This window comes from Pseudocitrobacter sp. RIT415, assembly GCF_003057695.2.
Taxonomy (GTDB): Bacteria; Pseudomonadota; Gammaproteobacteria; order Enterobacterales; family Enterobacteriaceae; genus Pseudocitrobacter; species Pseudocitrobacter faecalis.
Genome location: NZ_QBJC02000012.1, coordinates 30,014 through 53,816 on the forward strand (window position 1 = coordinate 30,014; position 23,803 = coordinate 53,816).

A 23,803-nucleotide genomic window follows, 5' to 3' on the forward strand; every position below is an offset into this window, starting at 1 on the left:
TCACAATATTTTCGGGGTCGTGCGGTTAGGGAGTATCCACTTTGCGAGGGGCTACGCAAGAGTAAAAAGTGACCCGCGCAGGTCGTGCATTGCTGTGGCAGGATGGCGAATATTGTCAGGGAGGAGCCGTTATGGATAGCTCAGATGCGCTGATGCCGCGCGAAAAAATGCAGAAAATGGGCATCGAATCGCTGTCAGATGTGGAATTGTTAGCGCTGTTTTTGCGCACCGGCACGCGGGACAAAGACGTCATGACCTGGTCGCGTGATTTACTGCATCACTTCGGCTCGCTGTATGGGCTGCTTTCGGCTTCAGAGCAAGACATCACCGAGCAATATGGCATGGGGCTGGCGAAGTGCGCGCAGCTAAAAGGTATTGCCGAGCTGGCGCGGCGCTATTTCAGCCTGCGGGTACTGGCGAAGAATGCGTTACTCAGCCCGGAGATGACCCGTGAATTTTTGCAAAGTCAGCTCAGTGATGAAATGCGCGAGATCTTTATCGTGATCTTTCTCGATAACCAGAACAGGGTGCTCAAACACAGCCGGCTTTTTGCCGGCACACTCAGTCACGTGGAGGTGCATCCGCGCGAAATTGTACGAGAAGCCATCAAAGTGAACGCGGCCGCGGTGATCCTGGCGCATAATCATCCTTCAGGCAGTGCTGAACCCAGTAAATCAGACAGACTTATCACTGAAAGGGTGGTAAAATCATGCCAATTCATGGATATACGCGTCCTTGACCACCTTGTTATTGGGCGAGGTGAGTATGTCTCTTTTGCCGAACGCGGCTGGATTTAGCCGATAATTACGCGATCCACCGGGATCTTTGTCTGTTCGGGACTTGAGCATAACGCCGGGTCAGCGTATACTACGCCACCTTTGAGAATCTCGGGTTTGGCATTTGGGCCTGGCAATCGAGAGTTCACTTAGAACTATGCGATGACCGGGCTGTAAAGCCTGACGAGGCGCCGATACCCCATACGAAGCTCGAGCTAATTTGATTTTTGGAGAATAGACATGTCCCGAGTCTGCCAAGTTACTGGCAAGCGTCCGGTGACCGGTAACAACCGTTCCCACGCACTGAACGCGACTAAACGCCGTTTCCTGCCGAACCTGCACTCTCACCGTTTCTGGGTTGAGAGCGAGAAGCGTTTTGTCACCCTGCGCGTATCTGCTAAAGGTATGCGTGTAATCGATAAAAAAGGCATCGATACAGTTCTGGCTGAACTGCGTGCCCGTGGCGAAAAGTACTAAGTACTTAGAGGAAATAAATCATGGCTAAAGGTATTCGTGAGAAAATCAAGCTGGTTTCTTCTGCTGGTACTGGTCACTTCTATACCACTACGAAGAACAAACGTACTAAGCCGGAAAAACTGGAACTGAAAAAATTCGATCCAGTTGTCCGTCAGCACGTTCTGTACAAAGAAGCTAAAATCAAATAATTTTAGATTCGATGTCACGAAAAACCTCGCTCCGGCGGGGTTTTTTGTTTTCTGGCCGTCCCCATATTGAAGACATCAGTTAAACAGTCGGAGACGTTATGCCTGAATTACCCGAAGTTGAAACCAGCCGCCGCGGCATTGAACCGCATCTGGTTGGCGCCACCATCCAGTATGCGATCATCCGCAACGGACGCCTGCGCTGGCCCGTCTCCGATGAAATTCACCGCCTGAGCGACAAACCCGTCCTCAGCGTTCAACGTCGCGCCAAATATCTGCTGCTGGAGCTGCCGGATGGCTGGATTATCATCCACCTTGGCATGTCGGGAAGTCTGCGCATATTGACGGAAGAACTTCCGGCAGAAAAGCACGACCACGTCGATCTGGTGATGAGTAACGGCAAAGTGCTGCGATATACGGACCCGCGTCGTTTTGGTGCCTGGCTGTGGGCCAAAGAGCTGGAAGGTCACAATGTGCTGGCGCATCTCGGCCCTGAGCCGCTGAGTGACGAATTCAGCGCAGAGTATCTGCAACAGAAGTGCGCGAAAAAGAAAACAGCGATTAAGCCTTGGCTGATGGATAACAAGCTGGTCGTTGGGGTTGGGAATATTTATGCCAGTGAATCGCTGTTTGCGGCGGGGATTCATCCTGATCGACTCGCGTCCTCGCTGTCGCCGCAGGAGTGCGCGCTGCTGGTAAGTACCATTAAGGCGGTCTTGCTGCGCTCTATTGAGCAGGGTGGAACGACGCTGAAAGACTTCCTGCAAAGCGACGGTAAGCCGGGCTACTTTGCCCAGGAGCTACAGGTGTACGGTCGCAAGGGCGAGCCTTGCCGGGTGTGTGGTACGCCGATTATTGCCACCAAACACGCGCAGCGCGCGACGTTCTATTGTCGTCAGTGTCAGAAATGAGCGGGCTGCGAGCCGGATGACGCCATCCGGCAAACCCCTATTTGAGCTTTTCCATTAACGCCTGATGGACGTTAGGCGGCAAAAAGTCGGTGACATCACCCTGATGGCGCGCTACCTCTTTGACTAAAGAAGAGGAGATAAACGACCACTCTTTTGACGGCATCAGGAAAACGCTTTCCAGCTCCGGCATCAGGTGACGGTTCATGTGCGCCAGCTGCATTTCATATTCGAAATCGGCCACCGCGCGCAGGCCGCGAATCAAAATAGTGGCCTGCCTATCGCGCGCAAAGTTGGCCATTAAATCGCTAAAACCGACAACTTCCACGTTATCCAGATGCGCAATCGCCTGCTGGGCCAGCGCGACGCGTTCATTGAGATCAAACATCGGTTTCTTGCTGGGGCTGGCGGCAATCGCCAGAATCACCCGATCGAACATTTTGCTCGCGCGGGTAATGATATCGATATGTCCGTTAGTAATGGGATCGAACGTGCCTGGATAAATCGCCCGTTTTTGCATGACAGCCTCAGTGCGCTCTGGGTGGCAGATAAGGTTCCAGCAGTTGCAGCATGCGCTGTAGCGCGCCCTGGTTTTGATAGAGCACTTCAACTGCGTGTCGACCGTAGAAGTTACGATAATCTTCGTCGGTCAGTAAAGAGGAGATCTCTTTCGCCAGCGACGCAGCGTCGGTCACCGTAATCAGGCCGCTGGCCTGATCGAGACGCGCGCAGATGTCTTTAAAGTTGAAAGTATGCGGCCCCATAAGCACCGGAATGGCGTGCGCCGCCGCTTCCAGCGGGTTATGACCACCACGCTCAACCAGCGAACCGCCCACAAAAGCGAGATCCGCAATACCGTAAAGCAGCATCAGTTCGCCCATTGTGTCGCCCACGACAACCTGGGTGCCCGCCGAGGGAACTTCACCAGAGGAGCGAGTAATAAAGCTTAAACCTGCCTGGCGTACCAGATTGATGGTGTCCGGGAAACGTTCCGGATGGCGCGGGACCAGAATCAACAGCAGGTCGGGGAAGGTTTTTAGCAACTGCTGATGTGTTTCCAGCATGATGCTCTCTTCGCCTTCGTGCGTACTGGTGGCAATCCATACCGGGCGATGCGGCGCCCACTGGCGGCGCAGGGTAATAGCCTTTGTCGCCAGTTGTGGCGTGACGGAGATATCAAATTTCAGGCTACCGGTAACGGAGAGTTGATTGCGTTTCGCACCCAGCGCGATAAACCGTTCACCGTCTTCTTCGTTTTGCGCGGCAATTAGCGTGATGCGGCGTAGCAGCGTCTGTACAAACTTGCCGAGCTTGGCATAACCCGCTGCGGAGCGCGCAGAAAGACGTGCGTTAGCAATCACCAGCGGGATTTTACGTTTATGCAGCGCGGCAATAAGGTTCGGCCACAGCTCGGTCTCCATAATCAGCACCAGCTTGGGGTCGACTTTATCGAGAAAACGACTGATGGCGTCCGGGAGATCGTAAGGAAGATAGACGTGCTGTACGTCACTGCCGAAGGCGGAAAGGACGCGCTCAGAGCCTGTGGGCGTCATGGTGGTCACAGTAATCGGCAGGTCGGGATAGCGATGGCGGAGCGCGCGCACCAGCGGAATGGCCGCCAGAGTTTCACCGACGGAAACCGAGTGCAGCATAATGCCGCCCGGCATCAGTGGCTTATGATAAAAACCGTAGCGCTCACCCCAGCGTTTGCGATATGCCGGCGCTTTACGTCCACGCACCCAAAGCCGTATCCAGATCAAAGGCTGAATAAGGTAGAGGAGAGATGTGTAGAGCAATTGGAGCATAGTACGCAGCTGGCTTAGGAATGTGCTGAGGATTCTAAGTATTTAGCCCAACCTTTACCATCATTTTTGCCGATTTGAGCTGATTTAGCGGGAAAAAGGGCTTTGCACCATTAAACGTTAAACTATATTTGCTTTTTTATATGATTAATTGAGGTTGTTGAGGCGTGGCTCAACGGTCTTACTCTTAAAGTAAACCCGTTGCGTAAGCATATTACTCATTGTTTTAAAAAAGAATATACTTAATTGAGGTTAAAAAATATTCAATTCGGTTTGCTTAGGAATAAGTGATACACTAAGCCGCAATTAGAGCACGACGTCAGTATTCAGGTAACTGTGAGCCTGGGGCGGTAGCGTGCCTTTTTTTCAATTTCGACTGGTTATTATCATCATAAAGAGCCGCTTGTGGAAAAAACGTTCACCCGAATTCTGGTTATTAAAATGCGTTTTCATGGGGATATGTTGCTGACTACGCCAGTTATCAGCACGCTGAAACGTAATTACCCTGATGCGAAAATCGATATGCTGCTGTATCAGGATACGATCCCCATTATTTCGGAAAATCCGCAAATCAATGCGTTATATGGCATCAGTAATAAAGGCACAGCGGCAACCGCGAAAATAGCGAATTTTTACGGATTGGTGAAAACCCTGCGGGCGAATCAGTATGACCTGATTGTCAATCTGACCGATCAATGGATGATTGCGGTGCTGGTGCGTTTGTTGAACGCTAAAGTCAAAATCTCACAGGATTTTGCCCATCGCCAGTCGGCATTCTGGAAAAAAAGTTTTACCCACCTTGCGCCGTTTCAGGGCGAACACTGCGTGCTACGCAATCTCTCTGCGCTGGCGCCGCTGGGGTTAACTCAAATCTGTCAGGAAACATCCATGCCCTACGCGCCAGAACATTGGGAGCGTATGCGGCAGCAACTGGATGCTTTCGGCGTGGGTGACAACTATGTCGTTATTCAACCGACCGCACGCCAACCGTTCAAGTGCTGGGATAACGATAAATTCGCGCAGGTCATCGATTCGCTCCAGCAGCGTGGTTATCAGGTCGTGCTGACCTCCGGGCCCAGCGCGGAGGATCTCGCTTGTGTGGAAGATATCGCCGCGCAGTGTAAATCTCGCCCGGTGACGGGGCTTGCGGGAAAAACGCGCTTTCCTGAACTGGGCGCGTTAATCGACCACGCCGTACTGTTTATTGGCGTCGATTCGGCACCCGGTCACATTGCCGCTGCGGTAAAAACGCCGGTGATTTGTCTGTTTGGCGCGACCGACCATGTTTTCTGGCGCCCCTGGACGGAAAATATTATTCAGTTCTGGGCCGGGAATTATCAGGCGATGCCGCCGCGCTCGCAGCTCGATCGCAATAAAAAGTACATGTCCGTTATTCCTGCCGCCGATGTGATTGCGGCAACGGAGAAAATGTTGCCGCCGGGAGAGGCGCTATGATTGTCGCCTTCTGTCTCTATAAATATTTTCCGTTCGGTGGCCTGCAGCGCGATTTTTTGCGCATCGCCCAAACCGTTGCGGCGCGCGGCCACCACGTTCGCGTTTATACGCAATCCTGGCAGGGAGACTGCCCGGCTGAGTTTGAATTGATTACCGTTCCGGTGAAATCGCGAACCAATCACGGGCGTAACGCCGAGTATTACGCGTGGGTGCAGGCGCATCTGAAAGCGCATCCTGCGGATCGTATTATTGGTTTCAATAAAATGCCGGGTCTGGATGTTTATTACGCCGCCGACGTTTGTTATGCCGAGAAAGTGGCGCAGGAGAAAGGTTTTTTCTATCGTCTGACCGCTCGTTATCGTCACTACGCGGCGTTTGAACGCGCTACGTTTGAGAAAGGCAAATCCACACAGTTACTGATGCTGACGAATAAGCAGATCGCCGATTTCCAGAAGCATTATCAAACCGAGCCTGAGCGCTTCCATATTTTGCCGCCGGGGATTTACCCGGATCGCAAATATAGTCAGCAAATTCCTGATGCTCGCACAGTGTATCGCGCGAAAAACGGCATTGGTGAACACGATTTCTTGTTGCTTCAGGTCGGTTCCGATTTCAGCCGAAAAGGTGTGGATCGCTCGATTGAAGCACTGGCGGCGCTACCGGATGCCCTTCGCTGCAAAACCACGCTTTATGTGGTCGGGCAGGATAAACCCGGTCGATTTGAAGCGCTGGCCACGAAGCGTGGCGTGCGTGAGAACGTCCACTTTTTCTCGGGGCGTAATGACGTCTCTGAACTGATGGCCGCCGCCGATGTGTTACTGCATCCAGCTTATCAGGAAGCTGCCGGGATCGTGCTGCTCGAAGCGATTACCGGCGGCCTGCCGGTGTTGGTAAGTGAAGTTTGCGGCTATGCGCACTACATCGCGGCGGCAAACTGCGGCGAGGTACTGGGCGAGCCCTGGAAGCAGTCGGCGCTTAATGATGCGCTACGTAATGCATTGACGAATCCGCAACTCCGTCAGGCGTGGGCTGAAAATGCCCGCCATTACGCGGATACGCAGGATCTCTACAGCCTGCCTGAGAAGGCGGCTGATATCATAATTGGTGATGTCCATGGTTGAGTTGAAAGAACCTCTTGCGACCCTCTGGCGCGGAAAAGATCCGTTTGAAGAGGTGAAAAAGCTGCAGGGGGAAGTTTTCAGAGAGCTGGAAACGCGTCGTACGCTGCGTTTTGAACTGGCCGGGAAAAGCTACTTCCTGAAGTGGCACCGCGGCACCGCGATGAAAGAAGTGGTGAAAAATCTGCTTTCGCTGCGTATGCCGGTGCTCGGTGCAGACAGAGAGTGGAACGCGATCCATAAATTGCGCGATGTCGGCGTAGATACTATGTGCGGCGTGGGTTACGGCGAAAAAGGTCTGAACCCTGTGCGCAAAGTGTCGTTTATCATCACCGAAGATCTGACCCCGACGATCAGTCTGGAAGATTACTGTGCAGATTGGGTCAACAATCCGCCGCAGCCGCGCGTAAAACGGATGATCATCAACCGTGTCGCGACAATGGTAAGAAAGATGCACCTCGCGGGGATTAACCATCGCGACTGTTATATCTGTCACTTTCTGCTACATCTGCCGTTTGATGGCAATGAAGAGAATCTGAAGATTTCGGTTATCGACCTGCATCGCGCGCAAATGCGCAGTCAGGTACCGTTGCGCTGGCGTGATAAAGACCTGATTGGGCTCTATTTTTCATCGATGAACATTGGATTGACCCAGCGAGATATCTTCCGCTTTTTGAAGGTTTATTTTGCGAAGCCGCTGCGGGATATTCTGCATGACGAGAAAAATCTGATGGTTCAGGCAGCAGCAAAAGCCGAACGTATCAGAGAGCGGACTTTAAGAAAGCATCTGTAGCCCTGAGTTATTTATTTGTTTCGCAAGACGAAGAACTAGCCTACGATTTTTCTGCATGCCTGACGGTTAGTGAAAAGCCAGATAACACTATTGCGAAACGTTGATTCATCGTATTGATGAGAAAGAGTGATTAATGAACCAGACTTACTTTGATGAGAGAGACGTCATTCTCTCAGTCAATGACTACAATTATCTGCCTGATTCAGAGAGTGGCGCGTTCGATATCGCTTACGGGATTGATAAGAATTTCCTGTACGGCTGCGGTATTTCAATAGCATCGATCCTGTTTGCTAATCGCAATAATCGCCTGGCGTTCCACGTTTTTACTGATTTTCTGACCGACAGCGTGCGAGAGAAATTTGCCGCGCTTGCGAAACAGTATCAGGCTCGTATTGTTATCTATCTGGTGAATTGCGATACGCTTAAGTCCTTACCCAGCACTAAAAACTGGAGTTACGCGACGTACTTCCGTTTCATCATCGCCGATTATTTTGCAGGTAAAAGCGATAAAGTGCTTTATCTGGATGCGGATATCGGCTGTAAAGGAAGCGTTCAGGAACTCATTGATCTTCGCTTTACCGATAATGAGATTGCGGCAGTGGTGATGGAAGGCAATACCGCATGGTGGACAAAACGCGCGGAAACGCTGTCGACACCGGGCCTGGCAGAGGGTTACTTCAATGCCGGTTTCCTGCTCATTAATATCCCCGCATGGAATACCGAAGATATTTCGAAGAAAGCCATTGAAATGCTGCGCGACCCGGAAGTTACCCGCAAGATAACGCACCTTGATCAGGATGTCCTGAACATGCTGTTGGTGGGAAAAGCGCGCTTTATCGATCCGAAGTTTAATACCCAGTACAGTCTCAACTATGAACTGAAGAAATCCGTTGTCAGGCCGGTGAATGATAAGACTGTGTTTATCCATTACATCGGCCCAACGAAACCGTGGCACCTCTGGGGAGATTACCCGGTTTCAGCCTGCTTCCTGAATGCCAAAAAACATTCACCATGGCAGGATGATGCACTATTGACGCCTAAAACGGCGGCTCAATACCGATACTGTGCCAAGCATCAGCTGCATCAGAAGCAATTTATTAAAGGTATTTTGAGTTACGTTCTTTATTTTAAAAAGAAAATCACAAAATAAAATATATATAGGTGATGCTGTGAACTCACTTCCTGTAATTGAAATATCTGAGTATAAGGTTTTTGATGATAGAACAAATACTCATGATGATAATGATGCGTTAAATATCGCGTATGGCGTAGACAGAAACTACCTTGACTGGGTGGGGATTTCTATTACGTCTGTGGTCATCAATAACAGTATTGATATCAATTATCATATTGTTGCTGATGAATATAATTCCTCTTTCCTCGCCAATATTGAAGCGTTAGCTAAAAAGTATAAGCTTAAAATAAGTCTATACTTGATTAATGCAGAACGACTGGACTGCCTGCCACGTACTAAAGTCTGGTCTCGGGCCATGTACTTTCGACTATTTGCATTCGAACTCTTTAGTAATAAACTGGATAAGCTGCTTTATCTGGACGCCGATGTGTTCTGTAAAGGACGTCTGGATGAGTTAGCAACCTGCGATCTTAATGGAAAGATCGCTGCGGTTGTGAAAGATGTTGATTCAATGCAGAAGAAAGTGATCGATAGATTGAAAGACCCTGAGCTTCAGGGAAACTATTTCAACTCTGGCGTAGTTTATGCCAACCTGAAGGAGTGGGTGAAAAATGATTTAACCCACCGAATTCTGGCAATGCTGACGCATGATAATCACAATGATATTGTCTATAAATACCCTGATCAGGATGTATTAAATATTTTACTTAAAGGTAAAATAAAATTCCTCCCGCGAAAATTTAACACTATTTATACAATAAAAAGCGAGTTAAAAGACCGAACACATCAAAAGTATAAAGAAACTATATTTGATGAAACGGTACTCATCCATTATACCGGTGTCACCAAACCGTGGCATAAGTGGGCTGTTTATCCCTCTGTTCGTTATTACTTGCAGGCACTGGCTGTATCGCCCTGGAAAGACCAACCTCCTCGCGATGCGCAGACTATCGTTGAATTGAAAAAGCGCTACAAACATCTGCTCGTTCAACACAAATATTACTCCGGGTTTGTTGCTGGTGTGTCCTATTTGCTGAGAAAACATTCCATTCGCTGAATAATTTATTAACTTTTGGTTTATTATGAGTATTAAACATCACATTAACGATTATGTCGTTTTCACGAAGTCAGATGGTGAAAAATACATCGATGTGTTTAACGATTTTTTATCCTACAATATCAAAATTATAAAAGTATTCCGTAATATTGAGGACACTAAAGTTTTATTGATCGATACCCAGTACGGGAAAATGATCTTAAAAATTTTTGCACCAAAAGTTAAGCAGAATGAACGTTTCCTCAAAGCAATGGTGAAGGGCGACTACTACGAGAAACTGTTCGAGCAAACCGAGCGCGTCAGAAAAGAAGGCCTGGATTCAGTTAACGATTTCTATCTGTTAGCGGAGAAGAAAACGTTACGTTTTGCACATTACTACATCATGCTGATTGAGTATATTGAAGGTGTTGAACTGGTTGATATTCCTGAAATAGACGATGAACTCAAACAAAAAATTAAGGCGTCAATTTCCGGTTTACATCAGCACGGCATGGTTTCTGGCGATCCGCATAAAGGCAACTTTATCATTGAAAATGGCGTAGTCAGGATTATCGACTTGTCTGGTAAATCACCGTCTGCGATGCGTATGGCTAAGGACCGCATCGATCTTGAACGTCATTATGGTATCATTAATGAGGTTAAAGATGCGGGTTATTATCGTCTGATTTTTAAAAGGAAATTTCGGAACTTTATCAGACGACTTAAGGGCAAAAAAGTTCGCTGAATCCTGGAGTGAATTTAGTTAATGAATATTTACTTTATTAACTGGACAGCCAGCTATGAGATCAAAATGATCGACTATTTGGCTAATGATTATCCAGTTACCAGGGTTACCACGCCGGCATCATTAAATTGGCTAAGTCGAAAGTTTAAAAGACTTAAGTTCGTCAAAAAGATTTTAGCAAATTTATTTATTAGCCGATATTTTCCGAAACTGACCCCAGAAGATGTCATTATTTATAATGACAGTCATGTGCTTAAAAGGCTTAATCCAGAAATTATAGAAGCCATCAATTGCCAACGAATACTGTTACTCAGAAATCCAGTCAGTGCCGATTTCATTAAAGAGATGAAGACGCGTTTTGAGAAAATTTATGGATTCGAAGAAATAATTTGTCAACAGAATAATATCTCTTATATTCCACAGTTTTTTCCGATTGGTTTTAATGATCGAGACGTGGGGATAAATTCTTGGAATCCTATTCGTCATCGCCGTTGTTACTTTATTGGAAAGGATAAAGGTCGCTTTGCTGTAGTTAACGCGTTAGCAGAACAATTACGTAAATATGGCTGTAATCTTAATTTCCAGGTCGTCCGAGATAATACATCTCAAGTGGTATCTCAACTATATTGTGATGAAAATATTACGTATGAACAAAACCTGGTAAATGCGCGTGAAACAGATTGCATTGTAGATATCACTCAGGATGCTCAGACTGGATGGACTCTCCGTGTAATTGAAGCAATTTATTTTAATAAGAAACTTATAACAAACAATATATCTCTCTTAAAGAGTGATATTTATTCAAGTGATCGCATTTTTATTATTGGTCATGACTCATGGGATCGTTTTAGCAACTTTTTGGAATCAGAATTGCAACCTCTGCATGAAGATATTCTCTATCAGTATAGCCCCGATTATATGATTGAAAAGCTTATTGATGATGCTAATAAAAAAATCAACGATAGGAAAGGATAAATTTAAACTGTATATGCTATATACGTTTTTGTGGAGTTCATCGTAGTTTAAAGTTTGCTGCATTTGCCGGCGAAAAGTAGCCTATCTCTACAGGTTTTTTATGAAACACATTAAATATATTACACATGCTGATGTTCAGAGCCTGATCAAACGCAAAACATCGGATGATGTCATCATTTTTCTGTCCGGGCCAACATCAAAAAAGACGCCAGTATCCGTTTTGCAGTCAAGGGATGTTATTGCGGTTAACGGCTCAGCTCGTTACCTTCTCGATAACAATGTAAAACCTTACATTTATTTGCTAACAGATGTCCGTTTCTTACATCAACGTCACGACGATTTTTACGAATTTAGTCAAAATAGCCAGCATACAATTGTTAACATTGATGTGTATGAATCTGCATCTGAAGAAGATCGACAATATATTCGTGAGCATTGTTTGATGATTCGCTCTTTTTACCGTAGAGAGAAGGGAGGGTTAATTAAAAAAATCAAGTTTAATATTCTTAAGCGGCTCCATAAAGATTTACTGATTTCTATACCTTTATCTAAAAAAGGCCGCCTTGTTGGATTCTGTAAGGATATCAGCGTTGGTTATTGTTCATGCCATACCATTGCCTACGCAGCAATACAAATTGCTTATTCTTTGAGGTATAAAAGAATTATTTGTTCCGGATTAGATTTAACGGGTAACTGTCAGCGATTCTATGATGAATCAAATAATCCAATGCCGTCTGAGCTTAGCCGCGATCTCTATAAAATACTTCCTTTTTTCCAGTTTATGAGAGACAGGGTGAAAGATATAAATATCTACAATTTTTCTGATGATACGGCTATTCACTACAGTATCATACCTTTTATCGAACCATCGGAACTGGATGGTGAAATTGTCTATGACAAGATAAGTTAATTCAGCAGAGTTTTTTCATATTGTCAACTTTATAAAGTTAAATTGGGGCTGGTTTCATCATGATTAAGAAAATAGTGTTTACAGTGACACCCATATTTTCTATCCCACCTCGTGGCGCAGCAGCCGTTGAGACCTGGATTTATCAGGTTGCAAAAAGATTATCCATCTCCAATGCGATAGCATGTATTAAAAATCCAGACTATCCAGACTTTTACAAAGTAAACGATAATTGTAATATCCATTATATTGGTTTCAGTAAACTATATAAACGAATTTTCCAGAAGTGGACACGTCTGGATCCGGTACCGTATTCTAAAAGGATTCTTAATATCAGAGACAGTTATGCAAATGATGAAGAGAGCGTTATTGTCATTCATAACAGCATGAAGCTCTATCGACAGATTCGCGATAAACGTCCACGGGCAAATCTGGTGCTTCACATGCATAATGCGTTCGAGCCTAAGGGAATTGATAAAAATACAAAAATGCTGGTTCCAAGCCAGTTCCTGAAAACCTATTATCAGGAACGTATTCCAGGGATTGATATTAAGGTTGTGCCGAATGGATTTTGTGCTGAGACCTATTCTCTACAAAGCGCCTGCACTCTCCGCCAGCAACTCCACATTAATAAAAATGACCGAGTGCTCCTCTACGCTGGCCGTGTTTCCCCCGATAAAGGTATCTTAATGCTGTTGCAGGCTTTTAAGATACTGGTTGCTGAACAACATGATTTGAAACTCGTAGTTGTCGGCGATCCTTTTGCCAGCCGCCGTGGAGAAAAAGCGGAGTATCAGAAGAAAGTGTTAGAAGCCGCAAAAGAAGTTGGAGACAACTGTATTCTGGTTGGAGGCCAGCCCCCTGAAAAAATGCATGATTATTATGCCTTAGCTGATCTTGTGATTGTTCCTTCTCAAGTTGAGGAGGCATTCTGCATGGTAGCTGCTGAAGCCATGGCGGCAGAGAAGCCTGTCCTGGCGAGTAAGAAAGGGGGAATTAGTGAGTTCGTTAAACCGGGGTTAACGGGCTATCATCTCTCCGAACCCATTACCATAGAAAGTATTGCTGCAGATATACGTCATGTTCTGATGGATGAGAACAGTAAACAAATATCTTCTAATGCGAAAGCGTATGTGTTCTCTCATTACAGCTGGGAGCACGTAACGGAATGCTTCGAGCGAAGTATTAGGGAATGGTTTAAATAAGAAAAATGCTTCGAAGAACTAAAAGCCGTGGCACCAAAAGTGCCACGGTTTTTTTTATTTATTTTTCATGGCAAGCAGCAAGCCGGCGTAAATACCCAAATGTGATATTTCCACCTGTTCGAAGGTGCCGCGAATGATATAGAACCCAATAAAAGAAAGAAGAATCAGCAAATGTGCATCATAGGCGGGCGTATCGCCTCGCTTAAACGCATTTTTCACGCTCTCTTTGGCGATCACCCAGTAAAGTGATAACAGCGCAAGTAACCCAATCAGACCGGCACCAAACCAAATATACAGCACAAGATTATGCGGGCCAATGGATTTCTTAAATGTCCAACTTGGGAAATCTTTTACCCTTTTATTGTAAACCTCATGGTAGATATCATCGCCATAACCGTAGCCTTTGACAGGATTCTCGGTAATCAGAATCCAGGCGGTGCCCTGGGTACCGTTATTGTAGCGTGCGGAACTATCGGTTTGCTGAAGCTTAAAGATCAGACTTTCTCTATTAGAGCTGTGATTTTTCTGTGTGACGACAAAAGTAGCCGCAATGGCCAATATGATCGTCCCTGCCGCCAGTAACTTCCACTGGCGATTTAATACGGCCCAAAGTATTCCGACAATAAACACAGCAACCCAGGCGCCGCGAGACAATGACCCCAGTAAAAGAAATAAAAATACAACGCTGAGTGAGAAGAATGCCGCCTTGTACTTAGGTCCTTTTAACAGCCACAGGCTTAATAATGCCGGGAACAGGAAAACCAGTGAGTCTGACACGTGCCTGTTAGCATAACTCTCAAATGGCATAATTCCATGAGTATAATTATCAATGTATATAATTATTTCACCGATTGATCGCAGGCAAAGGCTGGCAAGGAAAGAAAACAAGATTAATTTTTGAATGTTCTCTTTATTTTCATCCTTTAATAGTATGGGCAGTAAAAGTGTATAGGCCAGGAACCCCTTTAGCACGGTATTATTGAATTCTTTAAAGCTGATACGCATATCCGGTGATATGAATATTGAATAAACGAGAACAACGGATAGCAACGCAATCGCATAAAAAATCGTGTTTTTATATAAAGGAAGGTAAGACTTTGGCGCTCTGGTGAATTGATAGATAACGGTTAGTATCATCAAAATTTCAATGATATGTTTATATCGTGTCACACCATTTAAAAAATAGGTCGCGATAAAGAGAAAGACCAGAATTCTGTTCCAGTGTGGCTTCCACTTCTCTTTATTCTGAAACATCGACGATGCTGCTAACATCTTAACCCCATGATAATTTATATAAAATCAAATACTATTCGTAAGCTTTTCGTACACAGTTTCTGCCTCTAATTGGGCAAGGTCATGTGTGACAGAGCAGCACGCTACCTGGTTCTTCCCATAACCACCAATTAACCCAGGATCCGTTGGGCCATACAACGTAATATTCGGTCGATCCAGCGCCGCCGTAAGATGGCTAAGCCCCGTGTCCACCGAGACAACATAGTTTGCGCCAGCCAGCACATGTGCGATGGCTTCCAGGCTCAGGCGCGGCAGAACCTCCACATAATCAAATCCTTCCGCTAATCGCTTCGCGCGTGCTTCTTCGTGCGGCGCGCCCCACGGCAATTTCACCTTTAGCCCACTCTCTTTCAGCAAGCCAATTAACGCTCGCCAGTGCGTTTCCGGCCAGTGTTTGTCATCACGCGTGGTGGCATGAAGGAATACGACGTAAGGCTCCGCAGCGGTTTGCGTCAGGAAGTGACGTGCAATCGCATAGTCGCCCTGTGTCTGAGGTTTTGCATAACCCAGACTTTTTGCAAACAGTTCGCGCGTGCGTTCAACGGCGTGTTGCTGTTTGGCGATGTGATGGCGACGGTTGTAGAACAGGCTTGCCAGCGGTTCGCGGGCCGTTTGCCAGTCCATGCCGTGCTTAATGCCATGGGCCAGACGCGTGACGAGGGCTGCACTTTTCACCAGCCCCTGCGCATCTATCACGGCATCGTATTTCACGGCCTGAAGCGTCTCGCGAAAAGCCTTACGCTCGGCTTTAATCGGTGCAGAGAACCACGCTTTGCGCCAACGACGAATCGCCACCGGGATAACGCGCTCAACGGCTTCGTGCCACGAAGGGATCTGTGCGAACCCCTCTTCAACCACCCAGTCAAAACGAATGCCCGGAAATGCCTGCATAGCGTCAGTTAACGCAGGTAACGTATGTAATACATCACCCATGGAAGATGTTTTAACGATCAATACCCGCATCCGTCAGGCTTCCTCGTCCAGCAGCAGGGCGTTTAGCTCTTCCAGCACGCGGGCAGGCGTGATGTCTATCAGGCTTTGATGGTAGCCTTCCGCGGCATCGCCTTTGCGCACTTTGTGGTAGCCGGTAATCAGGCGGATGACGCGTGCTTTGTTCGACAGCGGCGGGGTGAAGTCCGGGCTGCTGGGGCCGTAAAGGGCGACCAGCGGGCGATCCAGGGCCGCGGCGACGTGCATTAGACCGGAGTCGTTAGTGACTATCGCTTTGCAGGCGGCAATCAGGACGACCGCCTGTTCCAGTTGCGTTTCTCCGGCCAGGTTGCGGCACCATGCCTGCTGTTCGGTACTCAGCGCGGCGAGAATTTCATTGCCAGCTTCATGATCTTTCGCAGAGCCAAACAGTGTGATTTGATAGCCTTCGTCAATCAGTTGCTTCGCCAGTTCAGCGTAATGATAGTGCGGCCAGCGCTTTGCCGGGCCGAACTCCGCGCCAGGGCAGAAGCCAATTATCGGGCGTTCAGAGGAGAGGTTGAACGTGTTGCACATTTGCGATTTCTCGCCTTCGGCAACATGCAACTGCGGCCACAGCAGCGGCTGCGGCAAATCTTTCGCGCAGCGCATCACGCCTTTATCAAAGGCCAGCGCCACATAACGCTCGACCATCAGCGGCCAGGCGTCTTTATCCAGCACGCGGGCGTCATTGAGCAGGCCGTAACGCATTTCGCCACGCCAGCCTGTCCGCAGTGGAATACCGGCAAAGAAGGGAACCAGTGCCGATTTAAACGAATTAGGCAGCACGTACGCACGGTCATAGCGGCGCTCACGCAGGCTGTGACCCAGTCTGCGACGTTCGCCCAGCGCCAACGCCCCGTGGCCGAGCGGCATTGGGATCGCGTCGTTGACTTCCGGCATTCGTGCTAAAAGCGGACGGCACCACGCGGGTGCCATCACGTCAATGATAGCCTGGGGATAGCGCGCCTTGAGCGTGCGATAGAGACTTTGCGACATCATCATGTCGCCTACCCAAGACGGGCCAATCACCAAAATATTCATTGTTAAGCGTCGCGGTTTAACCAGGCCATATATTCCGCCACACCTTCGGCGACGGTTTTGAATGGCTTGTCGTAGCCAGCAGCGCGCAGGTTTGTCAGGTCAGCCTGAGTAAATGCCTGATAGCGGCCTTTTAGTTTTTCCGGGAACGGAATGTATTCCAGCGTGCCTTTTTTGTGATATGCCAGCGCAGCATCCGCTACGGCCTGGAAGGATTCCGCGCGACCGGTACCCAGGTTGAAGATGCCGGATACACCGTTTTCCCAGAACCACAGGTTCACATCTGCCACATCGCCCACATAAACGAAATCGCGTTTGAAGCCATCGCTGCCTTCGAACAGTTTCGGGCTTTCGCCGTTGTTCAGTTGGGTATTGAGGTGGAAGGCTACGCTCGCCATGCTGCCTTTGTGGCCTTCACGCGGGCCGTAGACGTTGAAGTAACGGAACCCGACAATCGGCGAGTTCGCTTCTGGCAGGATTTGACGGACATATTCGTCGAACAGGAACTTCGAGTAGCCGTAAACGTTCAGCGGTTTCTCATATTCGCGGGATTCGATGAAGTCGCTGGTGCGGCCGCCGTAGGTGGCTGCGGAAGAGGCGTACAGGAACGGAATTTCGCGCTCCAGGCAGTAGTGCAGCAGCTCTTTGGAGTACTGATAGTTGTTATCCATCATGTACTTGCCGTCCCACTCAGTGGTGGAGGAGCAGGCACCTTCGTGGAAGATCGCTTCGATTTCACCGAACTCTTCACCCGCCATAATCTGGATCAGAAAATCTTCTTTATCCATGTAGTCGGCGATGTTCAGGTCGACCAGGTTTACGAACTTGGTGCCGTCTTTCAGGTTATCTACCACCAGAATGTCGGTGATGCCTTTGTCATTGAGCGCTTTAACGATGTTGCTGCCGATAAAGCCAGCGCCGCCGGTAACGATGATCATAACTGTAACCTTTGAAATGTGAGTACCCTGGACAATCCAGGGCGCTAATGACTCTTATCATAACATCACATCGACCCGCCTTCAGCCTTTCGCCATCAAAGCCCCGTGTGACGCGTGATTTATGCTGCAAAAAATGTAACTGGTGCTGTGTCATCTCGTACATACGTATAGCTTTAGGTAATATGTGCCGACATTTGCCGAATCTGGAGAGTTGCAATGCGTGGTGATTTTTACAAACAGTTAGCCGGTGACCTGGATACCGCCCGCGCGGAAGGGTTGTTTAAAGAAGAACGTATTATCACGTCTGCGCAGCAGGCAGATATCACTGTGGGTGATGGCAGCCACGTGATCAACTTCTGCGCCAATAACTACCTTGGGCTGGCGAACCATCCGGCGCTGATTACCGCCGCGAAAGCAGGCCTCGACAGCCACGGTTTTGGTATGGCGTCCGTGCGCTTTATCTGCGGCACCCAGGATAACCACAAAGTGCTGGAGCAGAAACTGGCGGAATTCCTCGGTATGGAAGACACGATTCTCTATTCCTCCTGCTTTGATGCCAATGGCGGCCTGTTTGAAACGCTGCTCGGCCCGGAAGATGCGATTATCTCCGACGCCCTGAACCATGCATCCATTATTGACGGTGTGCGCCTGTGTAAAGCGAAGCGCTTCCGCTACGCCAACAATGACATGCAGGAACTGGAAGCACGTCTGAAAGAGGCGCGTGACGCCGGGGCGCGCCACGTGCTGATCGCCACCGACGGCGTATTCTCAATGGACGGCGTGATTGCTAACCTGAAAGGTGTCTGCGATCTGGCAGACAAGTACGACGCGCTGGTGATGGTCGATGACTCCCACGCCGTCGGTTTTGTCGGTGAAAACGGTCGTGGTTCCCACGAATATTGCGACGTAATGGGCCGCGTGGACATCATCACCGGCACGCTCGGCAAAGCGCTCGGCGGCGCATCCGGCGGTTACACCGCGGCGCGTAAAGAAGTGGTTGAGTGGCTGCGCCAGCGCTCCCGCCCGTATCTGTTCTCCAACTCGCTGGCTCCGGCGATTGTCTCTGCGTCTATCAAAGTGCTGGAAATGGTCGCCAGCGGCGCTGAACTGCGCGATCGCCTGTGGGCTAACGCCCGCCTGTTCCGCGAAAAAATGAGTGCCGCAGGTTTCACCCTGGCGGGTGCCGATCACGCGATTATCCCGGTGATGTTGGGCGATGCGGTGGTGGCGCAGGAGTTTGCGCGCTTGCTGCAAAAAGAGGGGATCTACGTGACCGGTTTCTTCTATCCGGTGGTGCCAAAGGGTCAGGCGCGTATTCGCACCCAGATGTCGGCGGCACACTCCCCTGAACAAATCGAACGTGCGGTGGAAGCCTTTATCCGCATTGGTAAACAACTGGGCGTGATTGCCTGAGGAAGCCAGATGAAAGCGTTGTCGAAACTGAAAGCGGAAGAGGGGATCTGGATGACCGACGTGCCGAAACCGGACGTGGGCCATAACGATCTGCTGATTAAAATCCGTAAAACGGCGATTTGCGGTACGGATGTGCACATCTATAACTGGGATGAATGGTCGCAGAAAACCATTCCGGTTCCGATGGTGGTCGGTCATGAGTATGTCGGCGAAGTCGTTGGCATCGGCCAGGAAGTGAAAGGCTTTAAAATCGGCGATCGCGTCTCCGGTGAAGGCCATATCACCTGCGGTCACTGTCGTAACTGCCGTGGCGGGCGCACGCACCTGTGCCGCAACACCATTGGCGTGGGCGTGAATCGCCCAGGCTGTTTTGCAGAATATCTGGTGATCCCGGCGTTCAACGCCTTCAAAATCCCGGATAATATCTCCGATGATTTAGCCTCTATTTTTGACCCGTTCGGCAACGCGGTACACACGGCGCTCTCATTCGACCTGGTCGGTGAAGATGTACTGGTGTCCGGCGCAGGCCCGATTGGCGTGATGGCAGCGGCGGTCGCCAAACACGTGGGCGCGCGCAATGTCGTTATCACTGATGTGAATGAATACCGTCTCGACCTGGCGCGTAAAATGGGCGTCACCCGTGCGGTAAACGTCGCGAAAGAGAACCTGACTGACGTGATGGCTGAACTGGGTATGACCGAAGGGTTTGATGTCGGTCTGGAGATGTCCGGCGCGCCAGCGGCCTTCCGCACCATGCTCGACACCATGAACCACGGCGGGCGTATTGCGATGCTGGGTATTCCGCCATCTGATATGTCGATCGACTGGACTAAGGTCATCTTCAAAGGGCTGTTTATCAAAGGGATTTATGGCCGCGAAATGTTTGAAACCTGGTACAAGATGGCGGCGCTGATTCAGTCTGGTCTCGATTTAACGCCGATTATCACCCACCACTTCGGCATTGATGATTTCCAGAAAGGCTTCGACGCGATGCGTTCGGGCCAGTCTGGTAAAGTCGTTCTGAGCTGGGATTAAGGCTCATCGCCTCATGTCTCTTCAGGCATGAGGCGTATTTCCTGAAGCTAATCTTAAAATCGCCTGATATATGTAAAGCTTTGTCATTGTCATAAATGTTTCGTATTCGGGCGTTAGTCTTATTTCATTACAAATCTCTCTGCTGCACGCTACCTTCTGTTTATAAAAATAAACTTCGCCGGATCGAAGGAATGACGCCGAAATATCTTTCGCCCTTAATTCATTCTTAAGGTGTGAAGGATAAAACGTAACCTACACGTTAAGGTGATCAGGTAATGAAAAAGATGAATAGCCCAGGGACACTCAGTGTCATTATCCCTCTTTATAACGCAGGCGATGCATTTAAAGCCTGTATGGAATCTCTGCTGGCGCAAACCTGGACGGCGCTGGAAATTATCATTGTGAATGACGGCTCTACGGATAATTCTGTCGATATCGCAACGTATTATGCCGAGAATTACCCGCAGGTTCGTTTGGTGCACCAGGCCAACGCCGGGGCATCTGTTGCCCGAAATCGCGGTCTGGAGCTGGCACACGGTGAGTACATCGCGTTTGTGGATGCCGATGATATTACCTATCCGCAAATGTATGAAACGCTGATGACCATGGCGTTGCAGGATAATCTCGACGTCGCCCAGTGTAATGCTGACTGGTGCGAACGTGAGACGGACAAAACCTGGCAATCCATTCCGCAGGAGCGTATCCGCTCAACCGGTGTAATGAGCGGCCCGGAGTGGCTGCGTATGGCGTTAGCCAGCCGCCGCTGGACGCACGTGGTCTGGATGGGCGTTTATCGTCATGAATTAATTAAGCAATGTAACCTGAAATTTGTACCGGGATTACATCACCAGGATATTCTCTGGTCGACGGAATTTATGTATAACGCCACGCGCGCGCGATATACCGATGAATCGCTCTATAAATATTTTCTGCATGATGTTTCGGTGAGCCGTAAAAAACGTATCGGCCGTAAAAACCTTTCTTATCAACGTCATTACATTAAAATCACCCGCCTGCTGGATAAATTAAATCGGGATTATGCAGATAAAATTAAGATGTATCCTGAGTTTTACCAGCAAATAACCTATGAAGCATTACGTGTTTGTCATGCGGTGCATAAAGAGCGGGATGTGATTACGCGTAAAATGATGATTGCCGAGATATTTGCGTCCGGGATGTATAAACGGATGGTGGCGAATGTTCGTAGCCCGAAGATGGCGTATCAGGTGCTGCTGTGGTCGGTGCGGTTATACAGCTGGCAGGATCGCGGGCTGGCGAGCCGCAGGCTGGCTCGTAAGGCGCTTAGCCTGCGTTAATGTTCGGCCAGATCAGTAGGCCCGGTAAGCGAAGCGCCACCGGGCGATAATGCGAATTTGCCTGTCAATGGGTTACGGCTTATCCCAACCCTGCCACTGTAAGCGCAGGTACTGCATCACGGTGCTGTTGCTGATGCTGTCCGCCATTACGGTGAAGAACTGGGTGGCGTAAACCGGCTCTGGCGCTTTCTTCGTTTTACACAGCTTCACGCCGCGGAACGGATTACGCGGTGCGTCTGGTGTTGTGCCTTTCGGTGGCGTCGCGTTTGGCGTCGAGGTATCCACCTGCGGTTCATTCAGCAGGCTGCTCGGGCGTACCAGGGTGATATCGGACGGCAACGTGGGCAGCATCTGCTGTAACACGCGAACTGTGGTCGGGTGTGGATGCCCAATCGCAATCGCCGAACCATTACGGCGTGCCAGCTCAACCGCCCGGTTAAACTGACGGCGGATATCGGCTTCGTTCTGCGTATCGTCGAGGAACACTTTGCGTTTAATCACCTTCACGCCCGTGCCGCTGGCGGCGCGCATCGCCTGGCTGTTGCCAATCGTCATGCTATCGAGGAAATAGAGGTTATAGCGGCTCAGCGCCTGCATCACTTTCTGCATACCGAACAGGCTGGAGGTCATCGCGCTGCCCATGTGGTTGTTCAAGCCCACGGCATACGGCACTTTGTTTACCGCTTCGCGAATAATGCGCTCGATTTCATCACTGCTCATTTCCGGGCGCAGGGTGTCTCTTTCCAGCGGCTGCTTGCTAAGCGGCGCCATTGGCAGATGGATGAGCACTTCATGCCCGCTATTATGCGCTTTAGTCGCCATTTCATGGGCATGCGGCGCATTAGGGAGAACGGCGACGGAGACGGCTGACGGCATTGCCAGCACCTGGTTTTCGTTATGCGGACGATAGCCAAAATCATCAATGACAATCGCCAGCTTCCCCGCAAAGACAGGCGCCGCTAAGGTGAGGGCGCCAAGAAGAAGGATCCTGCGAAATTGAAGCAAACTTATCTTCCCAACCACGGTAGTGGATTGACCGCCTGACCCTGGCGGCGAATTTCGAAATAGAGCGACGGTCGACCCTGACCTCCGCTGTTACCAACCAGCGCAATCGGCTGTCCGGCGCGAACCTGCGTACCTACGCTGACCAGCGCACTCTGATTATAGCCGTAAAGACTCATATCGCCTTTCCCGTGTTCCACCACCACGACCAAACCGTAGCCCTGCAACCAGTCAGCGAGGATCACACGGCCATCGGCGATGGCTTTCACTTCAGTGCCTTCAGAGGCACTGATAACCATCCCTTTCCAGCGCAGCTCACCCTGCAACTGTTCGCCGTAACGGTGCAGCGTGGTGCCGCGAACCGGCCAGAATGCCTGGCCACGTGGTGCGCCAAGGCCACCCGTGCGCGACATCAGCGAGCGTTCGCTTTCAGTTGGTTTGTACGTTTTGCCTTTGCTGGTGGCTTCTTTCTGACGGTTGCGAACCGCATCGGCTTCACGGGCTTCACGTTCGGCGCGCGCTTTGGCCGCCGCCGCGGCGCGGGCGATGCTGTTACGTAAACGAGACTCGTTAGCACGCAGTTCATTTAACTGCTGCTGACCTTTCTGGATAGAGGATTCCAGCCCGGCGATGGTTTTCTGACGCTCGCTGCGCGCCTGCTCAAGTTTCGCCTGCTGCGCTTTTTGTTCATACAGCAACGTTTGTTGCTGGCTTTGTTTCTCTTCCAGCTCGGCTTTCTGCGCAGTAACCTGCTCGCGCGTCTGTTTCAGCTCGACGATGGTCTCCTGGCGCGCCTGATTGAGGTAGCCAAAGTAAGCCTGTAAGCGCTGACCGCGCTGGCTCTCTTCGCCGCTGAGAATAAGTTGAATACCGGTATGTTCACCCTGACGGAACGCGGCGTCGAGCTGAGCGGCAAGGTTGCGCTCCTGCGTGGCGCGCTGCGCTTCCAGTTTGGCAATCGAGGCGTTCATTTCGTCGATTTGCTTATTGAGCTGCGTCAGCGTGGCTTGCGTTTCGCGAAGCTGACGCGCGGCGGCGGCGATGGCCTGATCCTGCGCTTTCAACTGGGCGAGCAGAGAGGAACGTTGCTGTTGTTGCTGGCGTACTGCGCGCTCTTTAGCGGCAATATCGGCCTGAATTGATTGCAGCTGCGAGCGATCGTCGGCGTGGGCAGATGACGCGCACAGCAATACGCCAGCGCTGAGTGCGCTGGCGTATAAGGTGGACCGCAGCGTAACCGCGGCCCCTTTAAGTACAAATATCGCCTTTCCCCTCATGG

At 49.5% G+C, this 23,803-nt stretch carries 24 protein-coding genes; 16 read left to right on the plus strand and 8 right to left on the minus strand.

The genetic code is table 11. From position 1 onward, the window contains the following. The first annotated feature begins 131 nt into the window (after nt 1-131). The 4 genes from radC to mutM all read left to right on the plus strand — a co-directional run bounded on the left by radC (nt 132) and on the right by mutM (nt 2,349). A complete protein-coding gene (radC, locus tag DBY68_RS13275; RefSeq protein WP_108476536.1) occupies nt 132-797 on the plus strand; it encodes a DNA repair protein RadC in 666 nt (221 codons plus the stop codon). Nucleotides 798-1,016: 219 nt separating this feature from the next. After that, on the plus strand, nt 1,017-1,253 hold the full coding sequence (gene rpmB / locus DBY68_RS13280; RefSeq protein WP_000091955.1) for a 50S ribosomal protein L28: 237 nt from the start codon (nt 1,017-1,019) through the stop codon (nt 1,251-1,253). 20 nt (nt 1,254-1,273) lie between these two features. Continuing rightward, on the plus strand, nt 1,274-1,441 hold the full coding sequence (rpmG, locus tag DBY68_RS13285; RefSeq protein WP_003024094.1) for a 50S ribosomal protein L33: 168 nt from the start codon (nt 1,274-1,276) through the stop codon (nt 1,439-1,441). Nucleotides 1,442-1,539: 98 nt separating this feature from the next. Then, the gene (gene mutM / locus DBY68_RS13290) at nt 1,540-2,349 is read left to right on the plus strand and encodes a bifunctional DNA-formamidopyrimidine glycosylase/DNA-(apurinic or apyrimidinic site) lyase (protein ID WP_108476535.1); all 810 of its coding nucleotides are present in this window, start codon (nt 1,540-1,542) and stop codon (nt 2,347-2,349) included. A 37-nt stretch (nt 2,350-2,386) separates the two neighbouring features. On the opposite strand, the gene coaD is transcribed toward mutM, so the two are convergent. Together coaD and waaA are read right to left on the minus strand one after the other, a co-directional pair. After that, complete coding sequence (coaD, locus tag DBY68_RS13295) at nt 2,387-2,866, minus strand: pantetheine-phosphate adenylyltransferase (RefSeq protein WP_108476534.1); 480 nt, start codon at nt 2,864-2,866, stop codon at nt 2,387-2,389. 7 nt (nt 2,867-2,873) lie between these two features. Next, the gene (gene waaA, locus DBY68_RS13300) at nt 2,874-4,151 is read right to left on the minus strand and encodes a lipid IV(A) 3-deoxy-D-manno-octulosonic acid transferase (protein ID WP_108476533.1); all 1,278 of its coding nucleotides are present in this window, start codon (nt 4,149-4,151) and stop codon (nt 2,874-2,876) included. Between the two features lie 402 nt (nt 4,152-4,553). Between waaA and rfaQ the strand changes: the two genes are divergently transcribed. The 9 genes from rfaQ (at nt 4,554) to DBY68_RS13345 (ending at nt 13,517) form a co-directional block, all read left to right on the plus strand. After that, nucleotides 4,554-5,603 (plus strand): lipopolysaccharide core heptosyltransferase RfaQ, encoded by a 1,050-nt coding sequence (rfaQ, locus tag DBY68_RS13305; RefSeq protein WP_108476532.1) that lies wholly within the window; start codon nt 4,554-4,556, stop codon nt 5,601-5,603. Further along, entirely contained in the window at nt 5,600-6,724 is a 1,125-nt protein-coding gene (locus tag DBY68_RS13310) for a glycosyltransferase family 4 protein (protein ID WP_108476531.1), read from the plus strand. The genes rfaQ and DBY68_RS13310 overlap by 4 nt, the downstream gene beginning before the upstream one ends. Next, nucleotides 6,717-7,514, plus strand: coding sequence for a lipopolysaccharide core heptose(I) kinase RfaP (rfaP, locus tag DBY68_RS13315; RefSeq protein ID WP_108476530.1), 798 nt, complete (start codon nt 6,717-6,719; stop codon nt 7,512-7,514). The genes DBY68_RS13310 and rfaP overlap by 8 nt, the downstream gene beginning before the upstream one ends. Nucleotides 7,515-7,647: 133 nt before the next feature. Then, the gene (waaO, locus tag DBY68_RS13320; RefSeq protein ID WP_108476529.1) at nt 7,648-8,664 is read left to right on the plus strand and encodes a lipopolysaccharide 3-alpha-galactosyltransferase; all 1,017 of its coding nucleotides are present in this window, start codon (nt 7,648-7,650) and stop codon (nt 8,662-8,664) included. 19 nt (nt 8,665-8,683) lie between these two features. Continuing rightward, nucleotides 8,684-9,706, plus strand: a complete 1,023-nt coding sequence (locus DBY68_RS13325; protein WP_108476528.1) for a glycosyltransferase — start codon at nt 8,684-8,686, stop codon at nt 9,704-9,706. Between the two features lie 25 nt (nt 9,707-9,731). Continuing rightward, nucleotides 9,732-10,430: a lipopolysaccharide core heptose(II) kinase RfaY gene (gene rfaY, locus DBY68_RS13330; RefSeq protein WP_108476527.1), complete on the plus strand. Its 699-nt coding sequence runs from the start codon at nt 9,732-9,734 to the stop codon at nt 10,428-10,430. A gap of 21 nt (nt 10,431-10,451) precedes the next feature. Further along, nucleotides 10,452-11,405, plus strand: coding sequence for a lipopolysaccharide biosynthesis protein (locus DBY68_RS13335; protein ID WP_108476526.1), 954 nt, complete (start codon nt 10,452-10,454; stop codon nt 11,403-11,405). A 100-nt stretch (nt 11,406-11,505) separates the two neighbouring features. Beyond that, nucleotides 11,506-12,315 (plus strand): 3-deoxy-D-manno-oct-2-ulosonate III transferase WaaZ, encoded by an 810-nt coding sequence (gene waaZ, locus DBY68_RS13340; protein WP_108476525.1) that lies wholly within the window; start codon nt 11,506-11,508, stop codon nt 12,313-12,315. A 59-nt stretch (nt 12,316-12,374) separates the two neighbouring features. Beyond that, the gene (locus DBY68_RS13345) at nt 12,375-13,517 is read left to right on the plus strand and encodes a lipopolysaccharide N-acetylglucosaminyltransferase (protein ID WP_108476524.1); all 1,143 of its coding nucleotides are present in this window, start codon (nt 12,375-12,377) and stop codon (nt 13,515-13,517) included. Nucleotides 13,518-13,571: 54 nt separating this feature from the next. Here DBY68_RS13345 and rfaL read toward each other — a convergent pair whose 3' ends face one another. From rfaL to rfaD, 4 genes are read right to left on the minus strand one after another with little or no spacing between them, the layout of a single operon-like run. Continuing rightward, entirely contained in the window at nt 13,572-14,789 is a 1,218-nt protein-coding gene (gene rfaL / locus DBY68_RS13350; protein ID WP_108476523.1) for an O-antigen ligase RfaL, read from the minus strand. A gap of 27 nt (nt 14,790-14,816) precedes the next feature. Next, nucleotides 14,817-15,773, minus strand: a complete 957-nt coding sequence (gene rfaC / locus DBY68_RS13355) for a lipopolysaccharide heptosyltransferase RfaC (protein WP_108476522.1) — start codon at nt 15,771-15,773, stop codon at nt 14,817-14,819. 3 nt (nt 15,774-15,776) lie between these two features. Further along, complete coding sequence (gene rfaF, locus DBY68_RS13360; protein WP_108476521.1) at nt 15,777-16,823, minus strand: ADP-heptose--LPS heptosyltransferase RfaF; 1,047 nt, start codon at nt 16,821-16,823, stop codon at nt 15,777-15,779. A 2-nt stretch (nt 16,824-16,825) separates the two neighbouring features. Next, nucleotides 16,826-17,758 (minus strand): ADP-glyceromanno-heptose 6-epimerase, encoded by a 933-nt coding sequence (gene rfaD / locus DBY68_RS13365; protein ID WP_108476520.1) that lies wholly within the window; start codon nt 17,756-17,758, stop codon nt 16,826-16,828. Nucleotides 17,759-17,974: 216 nt separating this feature from the next. Between rfaD and kbl the strand changes: the two genes are divergently transcribed. The 3 genes from kbl to DBY68_RS13380 all read left to right on the plus strand — a co-directional run bounded on the left by kbl (nt 17,975) and on the right by DBY68_RS13380 (nt 21,522). Continuing rightward, the gene (gene kbl / locus DBY68_RS13370) at nt 17,975-19,171 is read left to right on the plus strand and encodes a glycine C-acetyltransferase (protein ID WP_108476519.1); all 1,197 of its coding nucleotides are present in this window, start codon (nt 17,975-17,977) and stop codon (nt 19,169-19,171) included. A 9-nt stretch (nt 19,172-19,180) separates the two neighbouring features. Continuing rightward, nucleotides 19,181-20,206, plus strand: a complete 1,026-nt coding sequence (gene tdh / locus DBY68_RS13375; protein WP_108476518.1) for an L-threonine 3-dehydrogenase — start codon at nt 19,181-19,183, stop codon at nt 20,204-20,206. 284 nt (nt 20,207-20,490) lie between these two features. Further along, nucleotides 20,491-21,522 carry a glycosyltransferase gene (locus tag DBY68_RS13380; RefSeq protein WP_146745459.1) on the plus strand — a complete coding sequence of 344 codons (1,032 nt, stop codon included), beginning with the start codon at nt 20,491-20,493 and terminating at the stop codon, nt 21,520-21,522. A gap of 72 nt (nt 21,523-21,594) precedes the next feature. On the opposite strand, the gene DBY68_RS13385 is transcribed toward DBY68_RS13380, so the two are convergent. After that, the gene (locus tag DBY68_RS13385; RefSeq protein WP_108476516.1) at nt 21,595-22,527 is read right to left on the minus strand and encodes a divergent polysaccharide deacetylase family protein; all 933 of its coding nucleotides are present in this window, start codon (nt 22,525-22,527) and stop codon (nt 21,595-21,597) included. A 2-nt stretch (nt 22,528-22,529) separates the two neighbouring features. After that, complete coding sequence (gene envC / locus DBY68_RS13390; RefSeq protein ID WP_108476515.1) at nt 22,530-23,801, minus strand: murein hydrolase activator EnvC; 1,272 nt, start codon at nt 23,799-23,801, stop codon at nt 22,530-22,532. Between the last annotated feature and the right edge of the window lie 2 nt (nt 23,802-23,803).